The 19731-nt window shown below is 71.5% G+C and carries 19 protein-coding genes; 2 read left to right on the plus strand and 17 right to left on the minus strand.

Annotated features, from left to right (window positions below):
* The 12 genes from OG776_RS17175 to OG776_RS17230 form a co-directional block, all read right to left on the minus strand.
* Positions 1 to 597: a hypothetical protein gene (locus OG776_RS17175; RefSeq protein WP_329326456.1), complete on the minus strand. Its 597-nt coding sequence runs from the start codon at positions 595 to 597 to the stop codon at positions 1 to 3.
* A 15-nt stretch (positions 598 to 612) separates the two neighbouring features.
* Positions 613 to 1269 (minus strand): pilus assembly protein TadG-related protein, encoded by a 657-nt coding sequence (locus tag OG776_RS17180; protein WP_329323718.1) that lies wholly within the window; start codon positions 1267 to 1269, stop codon positions 613 to 615.
* Entirely contained in the window at positions 1218 to 1418 is a 201-nt protein-coding gene (locus OG776_RS17185) for a hypothetical protein (protein ID WP_148010236.1), read from the minus strand. The genes OG776_RS17180 and OG776_RS17185 overlap by 52 nt, the downstream gene beginning before the upstream one ends.
* 102 nt (positions 1419 to 1520) lie before the next feature.
* Entirely contained in the window at positions 1521 to 2252 is a 732-nt protein-coding gene (locus OG776_RS17190; RefSeq protein WP_148010235.1) for a response regulator transcription factor, read from the minus strand.
* The gene (locus OG776_RS17195; RefSeq protein ID WP_443077272.1) at positions 2245 to 3762 is read right to left on the minus strand and encodes a sensor histidine kinase; all 1518 of its coding nucleotides are present in this window, start codon (positions 3760 to 3762) and stop codon (positions 2245 to 2247) included. Before OG776_RS17195 ends, OG776_RS17190 begins: the two co-directional genes overlap by 8 nt.
* A gap of 173 nt (positions 3763 to 3935) precedes the next feature.
* On the minus strand, positions 3936 to 4826 hold the full coding sequence (locus OG776_RS17200; protein ID WP_148010233.1) for a DUF5936 domain-containing protein: 891 nt from the start codon (positions 4824 to 4826) through the stop codon (positions 3936 to 3938).
* 16 nt (positions 4827 to 4842) lie between these two features.
* Positions 4843 to 5784 carry a type II secretion system F family protein gene (locus OG776_RS17205; protein ID WP_148010232.1) on the minus strand — a complete coding sequence of 314 codons (942 nt, stop codon included), beginning with the start codon at positions 5782 to 5784 and terminating at the stop codon, positions 4843 to 4845.
* A gap of 25 nt (positions 5785 to 5809) precedes the next feature.
* Positions 5810 to 7150 (minus strand): CpaF family protein, encoded by a 1341-nt coding sequence (locus OG776_RS17210; protein WP_148010231.1) that lies wholly within the window; start codon positions 7148 to 7150, stop codon positions 5810 to 5812.
* Between the two features lie 30 nt (positions 7151 to 7180).
* Positions 7181 to 7492, minus strand: coding sequence for a TadE/TadG family type IV pilus assembly protein (locus OG776_RS17215; protein ID WP_148010230.1), 312 nt, complete (start codon positions 7490 to 7492; stop codon positions 7181 to 7183).
* Between the two features lie 140 nt (positions 7493 to 7632).
* Positions 7633 to 9249: an AAA family ATPase gene (locus OG776_RS17220; protein ID WP_329321485.1), complete on the minus strand. Its 1617-nt coding sequence runs from the start codon at positions 9247 to 9249 to the stop codon at positions 7633 to 7635.
* Between the two features lie 39 nt (positions 9250 to 9288).
* Positions 9289 to 10002 (minus strand): Flp pilus assembly protein CpaB, encoded by a 714-nt coding sequence (gene cpaB, locus OG776_RS17225; protein WP_148010228.1) that lies wholly within the window; start codon positions 10000 to 10002, stop codon positions 9289 to 9291.
* A 207-nt stretch (positions 10003 to 10209) separates the two neighbouring features.
* Positions 10210 to 11085: a hypothetical protein gene (locus tag OG776_RS17230; protein WP_148010227.1), complete on the minus strand. Its 876-nt coding sequence runs from the start codon at positions 11083 to 11085 to the stop codon at positions 10210 to 10212.
* Between the two features lie 515 nt (positions 11086 to 11600).
* On the opposite strand from OG776_RS17230, the gene OG776_RS17235 reads away from it, so the two are divergent.
* Together OG776_RS17235 and OG776_RS17240 are read left to right on the plus strand one after the other, a co-directional pair.
* On the plus strand, positions 11601 to 13289 hold the full coding sequence (locus tag OG776_RS17235) for a chitinase (RefSeq protein WP_329321489.1): 1689 nt from the start codon (positions 11601 to 11603) through the stop codon (positions 13287 to 13289).
* A gap of 286 nt (positions 13290 to 13575) precedes the next feature.
* A complete protein-coding gene (locus OG776_RS17240) occupies positions 13576 to 14913 on the plus strand; it encodes a M14 family metallopeptidase (protein WP_329321491.1) in 1338 nt (445 codons plus the stop codon).
* Positions 14914 to 14979: 66 nt separating this feature from the next.
* Here the strand turns inward: OG776_RS17240 and OG776_RS17245 are convergent, their stop codons facing one another.
* The 5 genes from OG776_RS17245 to OG776_RS17265 form a co-directional block, all read right to left on the minus strand.
* On the minus strand, positions 14980 to 15696 hold the full coding sequence (locus tag OG776_RS17245) for a hypothetical protein (RefSeq protein ID WP_329321493.1): 717 nt from the start codon (positions 15694 to 15696) through the stop codon (positions 14980 to 14982).
* A 63-nt stretch (positions 15697 to 15759) separates the two neighbouring features.
* Positions 15760 to 17232 (minus strand): GntP family permease, encoded by a 1473-nt coding sequence (locus tag OG776_RS17250; protein WP_329321495.1) that lies wholly within the window; start codon positions 17230 to 17232, stop codon positions 15760 to 15762.
* A 129-nt stretch (positions 17233 to 17361) separates the two neighbouring features.
* The gene (locus OG776_RS17255; protein ID WP_329321497.1) at positions 17362 to 17772 is read right to left on the minus strand and encodes a RidA family protein; all 411 of its coding nucleotides are present in this window, start codon (positions 17770 to 17772) and stop codon (positions 17362 to 17364) included.
* 8 nt (positions 17773 to 17780) lie between these two features.
* Entirely contained in the window at positions 17781 to 18539 is a 759-nt protein-coding gene (locus tag OG776_RS17260; protein WP_148010222.1) for an IclR family transcriptional regulator, read from the minus strand.
* Complete coding sequence (locus tag OG776_RS17265; RefSeq protein ID WP_329321498.1) at positions 18536 to 19711, minus strand: sugar kinase; 1176 nt, start codon at positions 19709 to 19711, stop codon at positions 18536 to 18538. Before OG776_RS17265 ends, OG776_RS17260 begins: the two co-directional genes overlap by 4 nt.
* Between the last annotated feature and the right edge of the window lie 20 nt (positions 19712 to 19731).

Raw genomic sequence — 19731 nt, forward strand, 5'->3', positions numbered from 1 at the left:
CTACTCGCCCTCGGAGATCTTGATGGAGGCGGGGGGCATGGAGCCGACCTGGAAATCGACATCGTCACTGCCTGCGGGCGGTGCGGGGAACTGAACGAACCATTCGGCAGACTGACCGGCCTCGACGCCCCCTCCCTCGAACTTCGTGCAGAGACAACGCCCCTGGGTGTCCCGGAGGACCAGGTACTTCTTCTTGCCCTTGCTGTCGACCAGCGCCGCACCGGCCAAAGACGCGCCGTTACCGCTCAGTTCACGCTCGTCGCCGCGCCAGTTCGAGGCGATCCAGAACTGGCCGCCCCCGTTGGTCACCTTTCCGTTGACGGTCACGAAGTCACCCTGGTCACGAACCGCCGACGTGATGGTGAGCGTGATGTCACCGCCCTTCACCTCGGCGAGTGCCGGTGCGCTTTCCGGCGCCTTGGCGGACGGCGTATCACCGTGGCTGCCACTCGTCGCGGAGGCCGACGTCGACGATGAGCCCTTGTCGGACTTACCGTCGCCTCCGCCTCCGCAGCCGGCCACCGTGAGGAGCAGCCCAGTCGTGATCGCCACCGCGCTCAGCGCCCTGCGGCCCATCATGGTGTGCCGAAAGTCCATCGGTACGGCTTCCTCTCACTCGGCCAGATGCACGGAGAACAGCACGGACGCGTCCGGAAGGTCGACCGGATCGAAATCTCCGGGGTCGATGTTCACGATGTCGCCGTCACAGTTCAGCTCGACGGGCTTTTTCGGATCTGCCGCCGGATCGAAATCACAGCGCGGCTGGATGACGGCGACGGCGTGCGCCCTGGCGCGCCGGCTCTCCGTCCCGGGGATGATCGACGCCCCGACCGTGTACGTGGTCTCGATGTCGACCCGATATCCGGGATAACCGTCCACATCGGTGGGTTGGGCGCCGCCTTGGACGGTCGAGCGGTTCTCTGCGGCCAACTGTTGAGCCGCGGCCGTGGCCCCCGTGCCCTCCGGGGACCGCACGCCGTCGAGCCAGTCGAGCCAGTCGTCCTGTCGGCCGATGACCGAACCGAGCTTGTCCGTCAGCTCGTCACGCGCGTCCTGTGCCGCCGCCAACGCAGCAGCGTCCGCCGCGGTTTGAGCTCCATTGCGGACGGACGCTGCCTGGGCGAACACGAAGAAGGCGAACGCGGCGAAGAGCAGAGCCCCCGTGAGCCAGATGTAGATGGGGAGCGTCTGCCCTTGGTCACCGCGGAAGGAGCAGCTCAGCCGCCCGTCACCTGGGTGACGGCGTTGCGGATCGCACCCGAGATCAATCCGTCCAGACCGATCTGGTCGATCAGCGTGAAGATCCCCGCGATAATGATCATCAGCCCCGCGTACTCCACGAACCCCGCTCCCGCGTCCCGTCGTTCGCCCCGCATTCGAGAGACGACAGTCCGCTTCCAGCTGTCGAACTTGCCCATCGTCACTGTCCTCCCGCGCGACATCAAAGCCAACTCGGGCACCGTACGTGAGAACCCGCCTACTCCGAGTGGGCCCAGGGGCCCAACTTCCGTGCGCCGCGGTCACCGGCTCCACCCCTCACGTGCCGTTCCGAGCCAGTGGGCGATCGCCTCGCTGCGCGAGGAACTGTGCAGCTTCGCGAAGATGCGGTTGATGTGGTTCTTGACGGTCTTCTCACTGATGAAGCAGGCGGCGGCGATCTGACGGTTGCTCATGCCGGCGGCGATGAGGTCCATCACCTCCACCTCCCTCGCACTCAGGTCGAAGTCGAGCCGGTCGGGCACACGACGGCGGAGCCTCGCCCCATGGTCGGGGAGAGCCTTCGACGACTGTCCCACAAACGATTGCATCTGCGAAGAGATTTCGTTCGGTTCGTACGAAACACCGAGCGAATCCGGGACAGTGCGCGGCCGGCGCCCCACCTCCCGCACCGCGGTGAGCAGTTCGGGGGTCGTGAACTCGCCGTGGACGAGGTAGGCGACCGCTCCCCGGCGCGACGCCTCGGCCACGACCTCGGGTTCGCGGCTGTACGTCAGCATCATCACGGGGGCGAGCCGGGCCAGGTGCGGCAGGGCGGTGAGCCCGTCCGTGCCGGGCATGCGGACGTCGAGGAGGACGACGTCCGGCGGATGGGCGGCCGCCGCGGTCACGGCGTCCTCGCCGTTCGCGGCCTGCGCGACGACCTCGATGTCCGGATGGCCGCCGAGCAGCGCGGCCAGTCCGGCCCGGACGACGGGGTTGTCGTCGGCCACCAGTACACGGAGGGGCGGGCCGATGAGTGCCTGGTCAGGCATGTGCGGCCTCCTCTTGGGGGGTGTGGGGAGGAAGGGGGGCGAGAGGAAGGGTCAGACGGACCTCCGCTCCTCCTCGCTCGGAGCGGTTCAGGTCGACGCGGCCCCCCAGGGAGGCGGCGCGTTCCGCCATGCCGAGCAGCCCGAAGTGGCCGGTTCTGGTCAGGTCGCCGAGAGTGGCGCCGGGAGGAGGCCCCACCCCGTCGTCCCGCACCCGTACCGTGAACTCGTCTTCCCGGGTGTTCAGTTCGACGTCGACCGTCACCGTGTTCGCGTGTGCGTGCCGGTAGGCGTTCTCCAGTGCCTCGGAGACGATCGCCAGGACGTGGCGGGCCGTCGCGTGCGGCAGGACCGGCTGCTCGCCGCGGTGGCGGAGCTCCGCGGCGAGGTGCGTGCGGGCCTTGAACTCGGCCACCCGGTGGGCGAGTTCGGGCAGCACGTCCGTCTCGGGAGTGGTGAGGTCCGTACGGCGGCGCAGGTCCGAGAGCAGTTCGCGGGACTCCGCCGCCGCCCTGCGGGCCGCCCCGGCGACGGTTGTCGCCTGCCGCCCCAGCGTGGCCGGGTCCGCGCCGTCCGCCGAGGCCGAGACGGCCAGGGCTTCCGCCGCCAGGGCCAGTCCGTGCAGGGTCTTCGCCACCGAGTCGTGCATCTCGCGTGCCAGCCGCGCCCGTTCGGACTCGACGGCCTCGGCGACGGCGAGCCGGGAGGTCGCCTCGGACAGTGCCTGGCTCGCCGTGCCGAAGCGGAACATCAGGTTGCGCAGGGTGACGCCGATGATGCCCGCGCCGACACAGAATCCGGCGATCAAAAAGGTGTTGGCGCCCGCTCCCGGATGGTGCTGCCAGGCCCGGTAGACCGTCACCAGGACGATCAGCTGCAGCCCCGTGAAGACGCCCGAGCCGCGCCAGCCGTAGAGCAGGCCCGCCAGCAGCGGGGTGCAGACCGTCGCGTAGGCGAGCGGCGACGCGGGGGACGCCGTCAGGAGGAGCACGGCACCGAAGGCCAGGTCCACGGCCATCAGGGTGGGGTGGGCGAGGAGGCGGGGGCCGAAGCGGTCCCAGTCCCTGAGCATGGCGTACGAGCCCATGACGCCGAGGACGGCGGCGGCCAGGACCGCGTAGCGCGACAGGCCGTCGGTCGCGTTCGTCATCGCGAAGGGCGCGCCGATCGCGATGGCGGCGAGGCGGACGGCGAAGGCCTGGCGGCACAGCGCTTGCAGAGCGTTGAGCTGGAGGCGGACGCTGCCGGGGGCGGGGACGTCGTCGGCCAGATAGCCCGGGCCCGCGTCACCCGCCCAGCCGGCCGCAGCGGGCCGGGGGGCCTCCCGCCGCCGTGACGGGTGCTGTCCGTGCGACCCGGGCTCGGCGGCCGGTGTGGCGGCCCGCGGGGGCCGCCCCGCCCCGTCCGCTCCGACGGTCCGCGGACGGCCGGCGGCGCTCACGGCGTGCTCGGGCGCCCACGGCCGGACCAGTCGCGACAGCCGGGGCAGCCGGGGCCACAGTCGGGCCGGCACGGCCCATACGGGGCCCGGACCGGCGGACGGTCGGCCCGCCGACGACCACAGCCGGCCCGGTGAGGCCCACCGCCGGCTCCGGGAGGCCGTCGGGCGGCCTCCGCCGGTGCGCGGCCCGGGCAGTCGGGGCGTGGCGGGCGGCAGCCAGGGCGGCGGTGTGCGACGGGCGTTCATCAGCGGCCCAGGATCGAGCCGAAGTTCGTGCCCGACCCGAGGAACATTCCCGTGGCGATCAGGATCATCGTCGCCGGCAGCATGAAGACGAGGGTGACCATCGTGGCCTTGGGGATGGTCTTGGCCGCGCGGCGGCGGGCGTTCTGGGCGTCCGTGCGGCGCATGTCCGTGGCCAGCTGGATCAGGGTCTCGGCGATCGGGGAGCCGAGTTCCTCGCCCTGCTGCAGCGCCGACACGAACTGGGCGACCTGTTCGGAGGAGTTGCGCCGGCGGAGTTCGTCGAAGGCCTGGCGGCGGCTGACGCCCATGTCCATCTGCCGCAGTGTGATGCGCAGTTCGTCCGCCCACGGACCCTCGTACTTCTCCGCGACCCGGTCCAGGGCCTGGCGGAAGCCGAGCCCCGCCGAGACCACGACGGCCAGGACGTCGAGGAAGTCGGGAAGGATGCGGTCGATGGCCTCCTTGCGTTCGCGGACGGCCTGCCAGATGAGGGCGTCGGCGGCGACCAGGCCGAAGGCCAGCGCGAGCACGGCGAACAGGAGGCGGCCGTTGGAGAGGAAGATCAGGCCCAGCAGGACACCGAAGATCCCGTACACCGCGCGGCGCGCGGCATAGCGGTTGAGGGTCAGACCTCCGGGGTTGCCCGCCATGTCTATGCGCCGGCGTTTGGCGTCGACGCGGCGGGGGCCCATCAGGCGTAGCACCGTGGGCGCGAAGCGCATGCCGAGGCGGTCGACGGCGGAGTCGGCCTTGGAGACACGGGTCCCGCCGACCTCCAGGGCGAGGGCGAGGTCGCTGGGCAGCTTGGCGTCGGCGCGGATCATGCGGATGCCCAGCAGGGCGCCCGCGACGGCGGCGGCCGTCACGAGGGCGAGCAGCAGGGGGAGCAACGTGATCCCTCCTTCCTCAGACTTCGATCTTGCCGAGGCGTCGGATGACGAAGAAGCCGACGGTGTAGAGGCCCAGGGAGATCAGGACCAGGGCCTGGCCGAGACCGGAGCCGGTGACGCGGGCGAGCGCGCCCTCGTTCGAGGAGTTGATCAGGAGCAGGGAGCCGAGGCCGAGCAGCGGGACGGTGAAGGCCGTCGCGTTGACCTCGGAGAGCATCGTGCGGACCTCGCGCCGGGTCTCCTTGCGGTCCTCCAGGGTCTGGGTGAGGTTGCGCAGGGAACTGACGACCGACCCGCCGGCCTTGTTGGCGAGGACCAGGGTGGTGACGAGGACGACCAGCTCGCGGGACGGGAGGCGCTCCGCGAGTTCGCCGAGTGCGTCGTCGATGGTGCGGCCCATCATCAACTGGTCTGCCACGTGCGCTAGTTCCTCACCCGCCGGGTTCTCCAGCTCCTCGGCGGCCATCGCCAGGGCGGTCCGCATGGCGAGGCCGGCGGCGGTCGCGTTGGCGAGGAGGCGCGCCACGTCGGGGAGTTGGGCGATGAAGGCCTCGATGCGCTTCTGCCGTTGCCAGTTGAGGAAGATCGCCGCGCTCCAGACGCCGACCAGGGCGGCGATCGGGCCGAAGAAGGGGGCCAGGACGGAGGCGGCGATCAGCCAGAGCGCGACCACGACCGCGGTGACGTAGACGGCGAACTCGCCTGCGGTCACGTCGAGTCCGGTCGCCGACAGCCGCAGGTGGATCCCGCGGCCGATACGGGTGCGGCGCAGCCGGCGGTCGACGGCGGCGAAGCGGCGTACGCGGCCCGCGGCCGTGCGCAGCGGGCCGCCGCCGGAGAGGCGGTCCACGAGGGCCTGGCGCTGGGCCCGTCCGGAGGCGTACGTGTGCACACCCGCGACGGCGAGGGTGCCGCACAGGACGGTGGCGCCGAGGGCCAGGACGGCGGGGTTGTTCACAGCTCGCTCCTCTCGGTCGTGGGGGTCATCCGATGGCCTGCCGGGTGTCGAGCGCGTCCAGGACCTCGACGACGCCGAAGGCGGGTGGCAGCGGCTCGTTGGCGACGTACAGCTTCTCGGCGACCGGGCGGGGCAGCGGCAGGTGTTCGAACCGGCCGTGGACGACCCGGTCGGGTCCGACGGGCCGGGGGACGAAGCGGGTGACGGGGACGACCCGGAACTGCTCGCGGCCGTGCGAGACCAGCAGGGCGATCTCGGTGATCCGGCGGGAGCCGTCGGCGTGCCGGGCCAGTTGGACGACGACGTCGACGGCCGAGTTGATCTGGTCCTTCAGCGCCTCGAAGGGGATCAGGACCTCGGACATCGAGCCGAGGGTCTGGAGCCGCATGAGCGCGTCCTCGGCGGAGTTCGCGTGGACCGTGGCGAGCGAGCCGTCGTGGCCGGTCGACATGGCCTGGAGCATGTCGAGGGTCTCCCCGCCGCGGACCTCACCGACGATGATGCGGTCGGGGCGCATGCGCAGGGAGTTGCGGACCAGGTCGCGGATGGTGATCTGGCCCTTGCCCTCCACGTTGGGGGGCCGGGACTCCAGGCGGATGACGTGTTCCTGCTGGAGCTGGAGTTCGGCCGAGTCCTCGATGGTGATGATGCGTTCGTGGGACGGGATGAGTCCGGAGAGCGCGTTGAGGAGGGTGGTCTTCCCGCTGCCCGTGCCGCCGCTGACGATCAGGTTGAAGCGGGCGCGTACGAACGCCGCGAGCAGCATCAGCATCTGCTCGTCGAGCGAGCCGAGGCCGATGAGTTCGGGGAGGGTGTAGGCGCGGGGGAAGCGGCGGATGGTGAGGGTGGGTCCGGTGAGGGCGAGCGGCGGGATGATGACGTTGACGCGTTCGCCGGTGGGGAGGCGGGCGTCGACCATGGGGTTGGACTCGTCGACCCGGCGGTTGACCGTGGAGACGATGCGTTCGATGGTCTGCATGAGCTGTTCGGTGGAGGCGAAGCGCAGGGGCAGCTGTTCGACCCGGCCGGAGCGCTCCACGAAGATCGAGTCCGGTCCGTTGACCATGATCTCGGTGATCGACGCGTCGGCGAGCAGGGGTTCGAGGACGCCGAGCCCGAGGGCCTCGTCCACGACCCGGCGGATCAGCTGGGAGCGTTCGGCGGAGGAGAGGACGGGGCCTTCGCGGCTGATGATGTGGCCGAGTACGCGCTCCAGGCGCACCCGGCGTTCGGCCGCCGCCAGGCTCGACATCTCGGCGAGGTCGATCTCCTCGAGGAGCTTGGCGCGGTAGACGGCGACGAGGTGTCCGTCCTCGCGGGCGGGGCCGCTCTCGTCGGGGGTGGCGATTCGGGACCGCAGGCTCATGGGTTCAGCTCCTCCCGGTCGGTCGTGGGTTCAGTCGTCGGTGGGCATGGTGGCGCGGCGGGTGACGGTGTAGGGGCCGAAGAGGGGGATGACCCCGGGGACCCGGACCGTGACGGTGGCCGTGGTGAGGTCGGGGCCGGCCGCGGGCGCGACCCGCGGGTCCAGCCAGCCGCTCACCGCGGCCTGTCCGGCCGCCCCGCCGTCGCCGCCCTGCGAGGCGACCCGGGCGGCGGCCCGGGCGCCGGAGCCGGCCTGGTTGATCCCGTAGCCGATGAGGCCGAGCTGGATGGCGGCCATGCCGATGACCAGGAGGATGGGCAGGAACCCGGCGAACTCCAGCATGGAGACGCCCCGGTCGTCACGGAGGTGCCGCCACGGCCGGAACACCGGCCCCGCCCGCCGCGTCCGTGCTCGCGTCGGCGTCCGCGTGCGTGTCGGCCGAGGTGTCCGTGGGTGTGTCCGCGCCGGTTCCCGAAGGGCCGTCATCCGTCGTCCCCCTCCAGTGCCGCGCCCGCCGTCCCTCTCACGTGCCACCCCGCGTCGAAGCCCGGGAAGAAGAGCGGGACGTCCACGTCGACGGTGGCCCGCATCACCGGGCCCGCCGGAGCGCAGCCGATGCCCGCGTCCTGCCAGGAGCCGGGCAGGTGCCGGGTCCCGGCGGTCCGGCAGGCGCCGCCGACGTCACCGTCGACGGCGTACGCCGCCGTCGCCGCGCGCGCCGCCTCGTCCGCCGCGTTCCCGGCCAGTGAGTACGAGTAGCCGTAGAGCACGCACTGCCACAGGATGGTCATCACCACCAGCAGGATCGGGAACATCCCGGCGAACTCCAGGGTCACCGCTCCCCGGTCGCCGCCTCGCCTGCGCAGCGCAGACGTCCCCCGGTCCGGGGTGGCCCTGCGGCGGCGGCCGCCGCCCCCGCCCTCCTGGGCGACGACCAGGCCCAGTTCCGCCGCCAGCGCCCACAGCGCCTGTTTGACGGTGGAGCGGGAATCCAGGTCCTGGAGGCGGCCCGCGTCCACGACGGACTGGAGCTCCTTGTAGGCGGCGGGCACCGCCGCGCCGGCGACCTTGGTGCCGGTGACGCGCTGGACCAGGGAGGGCGAGATCTCCGTACCGCGGGCGAAGCGGTTGACGACCGTCGTCGTCTCCTCGGCCTTGCGGATCTGGAGACGGTCCCACATGCGGACCATGCGTTTGGCGGCGCGGACGGCGACGACGTCCGGGGTGACGAGGAGCAGCGCCTGGTCGGCCATCTCCACGGCCGCGGCGGTCGCGGAGTTCATCTGGGAGCCGCAGTCGACGATCACGACGTCGTGGCGGGAGCGCAGGGCCGACAGCACCTGGCGGGTGACACGGTCCGTGACCTCCTCGCCGCGTTCGCCCTCGGCGGGGGCGAGGAGCAGGCCGATGCCGCTGTCGTGGAGGTAGACGGCGTCCTGGAGGACCCGCGGGTTGATGTCGCTGATCCCGGCGAGGTCGGCCACCGACCGGCGGAACTGCACGTCCAGGTAGGAGGCGACGTCGCCGGACTGGAGGTCGAGGTCCACGAGGGCCACGTCGCGTCCGGAGGCCTTCGACGCGAGGGCGATCTGGACCGCCGTGACGGTCGTGCCGACGCCGCCCTTCGCCCCGGTGACCGTGAGGACGGTGCCGCCGGGGCCCGTGTAGAGCTCGGGCGTGCCGCTGCCCAGGTGGCGCCGCATGCCGAGCGACCATCCGGCCGCGGCCTGGACGCGCTCGGCGAGCGCGTCGTAGCCGAGCGGCAGGCCGACGATGCCGCGGGCGCCGGAGTCCATGGCGGAGGTGAGCACCCCGGCGCTGGTGTCGGCGGTGATGAGGACGACGCCGACGGCGGGGAAGCGCAGCACCAGGTCGCGGATCAGGTCCAACGCCGCTACGGGGCCGATGCGTTCATGCACGAGGACGACTTCGGGCAGCTCGTCGAGGGACTCCGCCGCGAGCCGGGCGAGGGTGTCGAGGAGCGCGGTGGAGTCGGCGACGGGCGGGGCGGGTTCGGCGTCGGCGAGCTGGCTGAGCAGGGTGGTGAGGGCTCGGGCCGAGTCGATGTCGCCGACGGCCGGGAGGATACGGATGGTCATCGGCACGGCCCCGTGGGCGTGGACCTCATGCGCGGCCTCCTACTTGTCCTGGTCGAGGGTGTACGTACGCTCGCCGGGGGCGACGGTGGTGTCGGAACCGCCCGCGATCAGGGCGAGCCGGACGTGGGTGGCGAAGGACTCGGCGTACGCGACGCGTTGGGCGTCGGCGGTGTCGAGCGCGAAGGTGATGGGGACGGCCTGGGTGGCGGTGCGGCTGCGTTCGGCGGTGGACTGGCCGGGGTCGAGGGCGGTGAGCTTGCCGACGTCGATGACGCGGGCGTTCGCCACGATGACCTTGGACTGGTCCTTCTGCTTGTCGTTCTCGGCCTTGAAGGTGGCGTAGATGTTGACCCGCGCTCCCGGGTCGATCTTCCCGGCCACGCCGGTCGCCGCGTCGATCATGATGGCGATCTCCTGCTGGCCGGCCTCCAGTGCGGGCCGGTCCACGATCATGTCGCTCTGCAGCAGGGAGCCCTTGCGCAGCTGGGTGACGGCGATCTTGCCGCGGATCCGGGAGAGGTCCGTGACGGCCGTGGAGGAGAGCCAGCGTTCGGGCATCGTGACCTTCTGGAACTGGTCGGCCGACAGTTCCTTGTAGGGCGCGATGTCGTCCTTCAGGCGGTACGCCGGGACCTCCGGGCCGACCTTGGAGTTCACGTCACGGATCACCGAGAGCACTCCGGCGAAGGCGCCGAGGGCGCACAGGACCGAGAGGACCAGCAGGATGACGCCGCGGCGCTGGCGTGAGTTCATGACGCGGACAACCTCGATCGTGGGGCGGGGACGGCGGGGTCGAGCGGTCGTGCCTGGTGCTGTTCCGGTGCGGTGGTGGTGCTGTCGGGTGGCGCGGGTGCTGTGGGGTGGCGCGGGTGCTGTCGGGAGTCGCTGGGGGGTCGTGGTGCCACGGAGCCGTGGTGCCGGGATCCGGGGAGACGACGCGCCCGATGTGACCTGTGCGGCTTATGTCATGCCCCGGGGCAGGGCACGCACTGGAGAGGATGCCCGCACGGCGGCGGTCGGAAGCTCCGGTGGCGGTGCCAGCGGTGCGGCGCAGAACCCGCAGCGGTCACCGATGAGTTCGAGTCCGCACCAGTGGCACTCCTCCCGCCGGACGGACGACACGAGTTGGTAGAGCACGGAGACGTCGTACAGGCCCGCGGCGAACTCGGCGAGCTTGGTGGTGCCCCACCAGCGCCCCGACTCCTCGGGCAGCGGCACGGTGGCGACGCTCTGCACACGCCAGGCGGGCGCGAGGGTGGCCGTGACCCAGTCCGAGGGCGGCTGGCCGGCGGCCACCAGCAGCCGGGTGCCGAACTCCGGGCCCGCGATCTCCTCCTGGCCGATCCGCGCGAGCTGGGGCCGCGGTGTGGCCAGTACGGCGAACTGGGCGCCCGGCACCCATGACTTGGCGTGCGACTTCAGGGTCACCGGCACCCGGTCGAGCTTGGCGACCGAGCCGAGGAGGGCACCGGCGTAGATGTAGTGGGCGAGCAGCCGGGCGGCGGAGGCGAGCACCCCCGGACTGAAGTCGCAGACCGACAGCTGCCGCAACTGCTGGGCGAGCAGGGCGAGTCCGAGCGGCGGCAGGTCGACGGCGAGCAGTGCGATCCGGTCGCTCTCCAGGACGGAGCGCACGGTGTGCAGACGGTGGGTCACGGCCGTGTCGACGGAGGCCGGGAGGAGCGCGATCACGTATCCGTGCTGCTCGATGAGCGTGTGCATTCCCGTGAGGGAGGCTTCGAGGGTGTCGAGGGGCTGGACGACCGCCGGCGGGGTCTGCCGGTCGTGCGGCGGCAGCACCAGGTCAGGACTGGTGACGGCTATCGCGGTCGGCACGCTGCACACACCCCGTTCGCCGCGGCGAGGTGGTCAACCACCGCCACGGATCGCCCCTGTTTCGCCATGGACGGCCACAGTCGGCCGCGGATCGTCACTGTGACGTCCTCTTGCATCAGCACCATATCCACGGCATGGCCCGCTCAACACCGAATCAGCCAGATCATCTCACGGAAGGTGCGGGCATGATCAACGGAGAGTGAGGCGCATACGCGACAAGTCACCGCTGTCGCACGGGTGTTGGGATTTCCGGCCGTTCCCCGAGGTCTTGACAACGGGATTGGTCTGGACCAACTTGTATCCCACGGTGGCCGCCGTTCCGTATCCCGGCCGTCCGCCGCCGTCCCTTCCCGGTTCCCCGCTCCCCCAGCTCCCCGGCTCTTCCCAGCTCCCCCCCAACCCTTCCGGCTCACCCCGTTCCCCAGCTCCCCCAGCCCTTCCCGGCTCACCCCGTTCCTCACCTCCCCCCATCCCTCCCCACCTCCCCGGAGGACCCAGTGGACCGCGTCCCACGCATGCCCGCACGGAGATGGGCGGTCGGCCTCGCCACCGCAGTCACCGCCTCCGTCCTCTCCCTCACCGGCCTGGCCGGCCAGGCCCAGGCCGCCGACGTCAACAACGCCAAGAACGGCGGGTACGAGTCGGGCCTGAGCAGCTGGACCTGTTCCGCCGGCAGCGGCACGACGGTGTCCTCGCCCGTGCACGGCGGCTCGGCGGCGCTCAAGGCGACGCCCGCCGGGCAGGACAACGCCCAGTGCACCCAGTCCGTCAAGGTCAAGCCCAACTCGACCTACACACTGAGCGCCTGGGTGCAGGGCGGTTACTCCTACCTCGGGGTGACCGGCACGGGCACCACGGACGTGTCGACCTGGACCCCGGACTCCGCCTCCTGGAAGCAGCTGTCCACCACCTTCACCACCGGTGCGTCGACCAGCTCGGTGACGGTCTACACGCACGGGTGGTACGGCCAGGCCGCGTACTACGCCGACGACCTCTCGGTCTTCGGCCCCGACGGCGGAGGAGGCGGTGACCCGGCCCCCACGGTCCCCGCGACCCCGGCCGGCCTGGCCGTCTCCTCGACCACCTCCTCGTCCGTCTCCCTGACCTGGAACACCGTCTCGGGCGCCACGGGTTACAACGTCTACCGGTCCGGGACCAAGGTGACGGCGGTGACCGGGACCTCGGCGACGGTGACCGGGCTGACAGCGTCCACCTCGTACTCCTTCCAGGTCACGGCGACCAACTCGGCCGGCGAGTCGGCGAAGTCGACGTCGGTCACGGGCACGACGAGCGCGACCTCGGGCGGCGGCGGCACCGGACTGCCGAAGCACGCCGTCACGGGCTACTGGCAGAACTTCAACAACGGCGCGACGGTGCAGAAGATCTCGGCCGTCCAGTCCCAGTACGACATCATCGCGGTGGCCTTCGCGGACGCGACCGGCAGTCCGGGCGCGGTGACCTTCAACCTGGACTCCGCCGGGTTCGGCGGTTACACCGTCGACCAGTTCAAGGCCGACATCAAGGCCAAGCAGGCCGCGGGCAAGAAGGTCGTCATCTCCATCGGCGGCCAGAACGGCACGGTGTCGATCAACGACTCGACATCCGCCGCGAACTTCGCCAACTCCGTCTACTCCCTGATGCAGACGTACGGCTTCGACGGCGTCGACATCGATCTGGAGAACGGCCTCAACGCGACGTACATGACACAGGCCCTGCGGTCGCTCTCGTCCAAGGCGGGCTCGTCCCTGATCATCACGATGGCCCCGCAGACGATCGACATGCAGTCGACCTCGAACTCCTACTTCCAGACGGCCCTGAACATCAAGGACATCCTCACGGTCGTCAACATGCAGTACTACAACAGCGGTTCGATGCTGGGCTGCGACGGCAGGGTGTACTCGCAGGGCTCGGTCGACTTCCTGACCGCCCTCGCCTGCATCCAGCTGGAGGGCGGCCTCGCCCCGTCCCAGGTCGGCCTCGGCCTGCCGGCCTCGACGAGCGGCGCGGGCAGCGGTTACGTCTCCCCGACGGTCGTCAACAACGCCCTGGACTGTCTGACGAAGACCACCAACTGCGGTTCCTTCAGGCCCTCCAGGACCTACCCGGACCTGCGCGGCGCGATGACCTGGTCGACGAACTGGGACGCCTCCGCGGGCAACGCGTGGTCCAACTCGGTGGGCGCTCACGTGCACGCGCTCGGCTGAACCCGCCGGCCCGGTGCGGCCGGCGGGACGGCCCCACGGGGCCGGCCGAAGGGGCGACCTCCCACGAGGTCGCCCCTTCTGGCTTTCCCGGCCCGCTCCGGGCCCGCCCCGCCGGCCGGATTCCGGCCGATTCCGCGCGCCCACCCTTTGTGCAGTCTTGACCCGCTCATGTCATACCTTCACCATGAGCGCCACATCCGCACCCCGCACGTCGCACTGATCCCACCCCCCAGCTCCGTCCCCCCGCATCCGGTCCCCCGGATTCCCGGAGAAACAAGGAGACTTCATGCGACTTCGCACGCGCGGCAGACGGGCCGCCGTCCTCGCCCCACTGCTGGCCCTCGCCCTCGCCGCACCCGTCACCGGATCGGTCACCAGCGCCACCGCGACCGGGGCCAAGGCCCCCGCGCCCTCGGCCGACGACATCCGCCAGTACGAGATCCACCGGAGCACCACCCCGGTGACCCGTACGGCCATCCAGCGCACCGGCGTCACCGTGGACGAGGCCGACGAGGAGACCGTCGTCGTCTCCGGCCGCGCGGACCAGGCCAGGGAGCTGCGCCGGCTCGGCTACGAGGTCTCGCCGCTGGGCTCCGCGCCCGAGCGCTCGAACGGCCCCGGCGACCTCCGCCTCCTGGACTTCCCCTCGGCCGACTCGAGGTACCACAACTACGCCGAGGCGAACGCGGAGATCGACCAGCGGATCGCCGCGTACCCCGGCATCATGAGCAAGCGGGTGATCGGGAAGTCCTACCAGGGCCGGGACATCGTCGCCGTCAAGATCAGCGACAACGTCGCGACCGACGAGAACGAGCCCGAGGTCCTCCTCACCTTCCACCAGCACGCCCGTGAGCACCTGACCGTCGAGATGGCGCTCTACCTGCTGCGCGAGCTGGGAACCGGGTACGGCGGCGACTCCCGGGTCACCAGCATGGTGAACAACCGGGAGATCTGGATCGTCCCGGACCTCAACCCGGACGGCGGCGAGTACGACATCGCCACCGGTTCGTACCGCTCGTGGCGCAAGAACCGGCAGCCCAACAGCGGGAGTTCGTACGTCGGCACCGACCTCAACCGCAACTGGAACCACCGGTGGGGCTGCTGCGGCGGCTCGTCCGGCTCCACGTCCTCCGAGACCTACCGGGGCGCGTCCGCCGAGTCGGCGCCCGAGGTGAAGGTGGTCGCCGACTTCGTGCGCGGCCGGGTCGTCGGCGGCAGGCAGCAGATCAGGGCGGGGATCGACTTCCACACGTACAGCGAACTCGTGCTGTGGCCCTTCGGGTTCACCACGGCCGACACCACGACCGGCATGACCGCGGACGACGCCGCGGCGTTCAAGGCCGTCGGACGGAAGATGGCCGCGAGCAACGGCTACACACCGGAGCAGTCGAGCGACCTGTACATCACCGACGGCTCGATCGACGACTACCTCTGGGGCACCCAGAAGATCTTCGACTTCACCTTCGAGATGTACCCGGGGTCCAGTTCGGGCGGCGGGTTCTACCCGCCCGACGAGGTGATCGAGCGGGAGACCTCGCGCAACCGGGACGCGGTGCTCCAACTCCTGGAGAACGCGGACTGCATGTACCGGTCGATCGGCAAGGAGGCGCAGTACTGCGCCTGACCGGGCCGGCCGGGCACGGGTGAACCGCGCGGCCGCGTACGGCGGCCCGCGCGGTTCACCGCGTGCCTACGGGGTGTCCTTGCCGGGGGCGGTCCCGTCCGAAGTGCCCTTGCCCGGGGTGTCCTTGCGGAGGACGTCCTCGGTCGCGGCATCGTCGGCGTCCGCGTCGGCGGCGTCCTCTTCCAGGACGCGCACGTCCGAGGCTTCCCCGTCCGTGACGTCCCCGTCGACGGTGTCCGCGTCCGAGGCGTCCGCCTCCGGGGCGCCCTCCTCGAAGTAGGCGTCCAGCACCGCGTCGAGCTGGTCCTCCCACTCCTTGAAGCGTGCCCGGGCGGTCGCCTCGATCTCGATCGGGTACCAACGGCGGTCGGGCGTGTGCACCGTGACGGTGAACCGCTTCCCGAAGCGCGGCGACTCCGTCTCCACGGCCCCGATCTCGTCCCAGCGGAACTCCGCCTCCTGGTCGTCCAGCCGGAGGAGTACGCCCCGGTGGTCGGCCCTGATCGAGGCGCGCCGGTCGGAGGCCTCGAAGACCGGTCCGTCCGGGTCGGGTTCGGGGTCGGGCTCCGGATCGGCCTTCTCCTCCTCGGACTTGACGGAGGCCTCGGCCGGGACCTCCGCGTCGGGGGCGACGTCCGCGACAGCCGCCGTGTCGGACCCGGCCTCCTCGGCGACCGTCTCCTTCGGCTCCGCCGGGGCGGGTGACGTGAGCCCGGGGATGTACGCCGGGTTCACCGCGGCGGCGTCCAGGGGCTGGCTCTTCGAACCTATGCGCTGCTCCACAGCGGGCAGTATGGTCGAAGATCCTGTGCCGGGCACAGCCAGCCCCTGATCGCTGCGCGGCTGTTATACGAACACGCTCACCACGGCGGCCACGGCGAACCCGGCGACGGACAGCACCGACTCCAGGACGGTCCAGGTCTTCAGGGTGTCCCGCTCGCTGATGCCGAAGTACTTGGCGACCATCCAGAAGCCGCCGTCGTTGACGTGCGAGGCGAAGATCGAGCCCGCCGAAATGGCCATGATGACCAGCGCGACGAACGCCTGGGAGTGGTCGCCCTCGGTCAGCAGCGGGGCCACGATGCCGGCCGTGGTCACGATCGCGACCGTGGCCGAGCCCTGGGCGACCCGCAGGACCAGCGAGATCAGGTAGGCGAGGACGACCACCGGCAGACCGACGTCGTTGAAGGTGTCGGAGAGCGCCTGCGCGACGCCGCTGCCCTTGAGGACCGCGCCGAAGACCCCGCCCGCGCCGACCACCAGCAGGATGTTGCCGACCGGCTTGAGGGAGGCGGTGGACACCGTCTCCAGCGACTTCCGGGACCAGCCGCGACGGATGCCGAGCAGGTAGTACGCGAGCAGCAGCGCGATCGTCAGCGCGACGAAGGGGTGACCGAAGAACTCGATGACCGAGCGGCCGGTGGAGGGGTCGAAGGCGATCGAGGAGAAGGTCGCGAGCAGGATCAGCACGAGGGGCGTACCGATGATGCCCAGCACCGTACCGAGCGGCACCGGCGCCTCGCGCGGCGTGACGCCCGCGGTCCGCTGCTCCTCGGCCAGCGCGGCCTTCGCCTCGTCGGCGGCCTCGACCATGTCCTGGGGCACGGGGACGAAGATCCGCTTGCCGATCCAGGCCGCCCAGGCCCAGGCCGCGAGCACGGCGGGGACGCCGCAGACGATGCCCATCAGGATGACCCAGCCGAGGTCGACGTGGAGCAGACCGGCGGCGGCCACCGGACCCGGGTGCGGCGGCAGGAACGCGTGGGTCATGGACAGGCCGGCGAGCAGCGGCAGGCAGTACAGGAGGATCGACTTGCCGCCGCGCTTGGCGGCCGCGTACACGATCGGCGCGAGGACGAAGATGCCGACGTCGAAGAAGACCGGGATGCCGAAGATGAGACCGGTGAGTCCCATGGCGAGCGGGGCGCGCTTCTCGCCGAAGATCTGGAGCAGCCGGGAGGCCAGTACCTCGGCCCCGCCGGAGACTTCGAGCACGGCGCCGAGCATGGTGCCGAGCCCGATGATGATCGCGATGTGGCCGAGGGTGCCGCCCATGCCGGACTCGATGAGCGAGACGGCGTCGGAACGCTGGACGGTGCCGAAGAGTTCGGTGACCGAGAGACCGGCCGCGAGGCCGACGGCTATGGAGACCGCGAGCAACGCGACGAACGGCTGCAGTCTGACCTTGATGATCAGGAAGAGGAGAAGCAGGATGCCGAGCGCGGCGACCGTGAGCAGTCCGGCGGTGCCGTGGATGAGGGCGATGAGTCCACCGGTGTGGGGTGGGGTCTCGGGAGCGGCGGCGGCGAGCAGGGACATCAAGGGGGACCTCGTAATTCCATGGGGCTTTCGGGGCAGGGGGTATCGCGGTGCGGCGCCCCGGGGACGGGCGCCGCACCGTGACGACGTGCGGGGTGCGGGTGGAGCGGGAGCGGGCGGGGCCCGGCGTCAGCCGAGGACGGCCAGCGCGTCGATCTCGACGAGGAGGCCCGCGGGCAGACCGACGTAGACGGTCGTGCGGGCGGCGGGGGGCGCGGTGAGGCCCTGCTCCTCGAAGTACGCGTTGTAGATCTGGTTCATCTCGGCGAAGTGGTCGACGTCGGTGAGGTAGACGCGGATCATCATCGCGTCGTCCCAGGTGGCGCCGCCCTCCTCGAGGATGGCGCGGACGTTGGCGAGGGTCTGGAGGGTCTGCTCGCGCAGGGTCGGTCCCGCGGGTGTGGGGGGCTCGCCCTCGACCGCGGGCAGGAAGCCGACCTGTCCGGCGACCTGGAGGATGTTCCCCTTCCTGACGCCGTGGGAGAACTTGGCGGGCGGGGTGGTGTGCGTCTTGGGGGTGAGGGCGGTCTTCTCGGTCATGGGGGTCCTTAGCTGGGGTCCTTCGGGGGCTTTCCGGAGTAGTCGCGGCTGATGGCGTCCGCCGTACGGCGCACCAGCGGGAGCAGGGTGAGGAGTTCCTCGGCGGTGACCACGACGTTGGGCGCGGAGACCGACATCGCGGCGGAGACCCGCCCGTCCGCTCCCCGGACGGGCGCGGCGACGCAGTTGATGGACTCCTCGTGGCCACCGAGGTCGGTGGCCCAGCCCTGTTCGCGCACCGTGGCCAGTTCCTTGCGGAAGGCGGCGGCGTTGGGGGTCGAACGGGCCGTGTACAGGGGGTAGTCGAGCTTGTCCGTGAGGGCGCGGCGCTCGGCCTCGGGGAGGTCGGCGAGGAGGAGTTTGGCGACCGCGGCGACGGTGATGGCGACGGGCTTGCCGATCCGCGAGTACATGCGCACGGGGTAACGGGACTCCACCTTGTCGATGTAGAGGACCTCGTCGTCCTCGTACACCGCGAGGTGGACGGTGTGCCCGCACTGCTCGTTGAGGCGTACGAGGTGGGGGTGGGCGATCTCGCGGATGTCGAGGTTCTCGACGGCCTCCTGGGCGAGGGCGAAGAGGCGGGCGCCCAGGCGGTAGCGCTGGTCGGACTGGCGGTGGACGAGGCCGTGTTCGTGCAGGGTGCGCAGGAGCCGGAGCGCCGTGGACTTGTGGACGCCGAGCCGGTCGGCGACCTGTCCGAGGTCGGCGGGTCCCTCGGCGAGCAGCGGCAGGATGCTCAGCGCCCGGTCGACGGTCTGGCTCATGGGGTACGTACCTCCTCGTCGGCCCGCGTCGCGGCTGCGGTCCAGCCGGGGCCGAGTCGAAGTGTCCCCCACGTCCGGTCGTCCAGGGCGGCCAGCCGGTCGGCGTGGCCGCGGGAGGCTGGCGCGGCGAGATCGCCGGGGACGGTGAGGGCGGCGGCGGCCGCGAGGTGGCCGTGGCGCAGCCGGTCCCGGGCGGGAAGTCCGCGCAGGGTGGCGGACAGGTAGCCGGCGGCGAAGGCGTCCCCGGCTCCGGTGGACGCCACGACGTCGACCCGCGGGGCGGGGACGCGGGTGACGGTGTCCGCGCGGGGTTCGTCGTCGTGGTCGCCGCCGGGCCCGGCACCGTGCGGACGGCCCGTTCCCGTGCCGCGCGCGCCTTCGGCGCCGTCCCTCGCGGCGCCGTCCCCGCGTTCGAACAGCGTCGCGCCGCCCGCTCCCTGCTTGACGACCAGGGTCCGGGGTCCGGGGAGCGCGGCGCGGACGGCGTCGGGGCCGCCGGTGACGCCCCACGCCTCCTCCGCCTCGTCCTCGCCGACGAAGACGAGGTCGCTGCGGCGGGCCAGTTCGAGCAGGACGGTCCGGCCCGTCTCGGGGTCGCGCCAGAGATGGGCCCGGTGGTTGACGTCGAACGAGACGAGGGGGCGGCCGGGGCGCGGGGCGGTCAGCCCGCGGAGCAGGGCCAGGCAGTCGGTGGAGAGCGCGGCGGTGATGCCGGAGAGGTGCAGGACGCGTCCGGAGTCCAGTTCGGCGCGGGGTGTGTTCTCCGGGGACATCGCGGAGGCCGCGGATCCGGCCCGGTAGTAGAGCACCTCGTGCGCGTCCGTGGCCCGGTCGCCGGCGGTGCGGAAGTAGATCCCGGTGGGGCGGTGCGGGTCGCGGCGGACGGCGGAGGTGTCGACGCCGTAGGCGGTGATCGCCTCGACGAGGTGGTCGCCGAACCCGTCGTCCCCGACCCTGCCGACCCATTTCACGCGGTGCCCCGCGGCCGCGAGCACGCACGCCACGTTGGACTCGGCGCCGCCGATCCCCCGGTCGAAGGAGGGTACGTCGGCGAGCCGCCCCGGCCGGGAGGGCAGGAACGTGACCATGGACTCGCCGAGCGCGACCACGTCGACGGGACGGGTGCCGTCGACGGGACGGGACTCGGCAGCCGCGGGTCCGGTGGGGGTCACGATGGCGGGGGCTCCTTGCT

It is taken from the genome of Streptomyces sp. NBC_01689 (assembly GCF_036250675.1).
Lineage (GTDB): Bacteria > Actinomycetota > Actinomycetes > Streptomycetales > Streptomycetaceae > Streptomyces.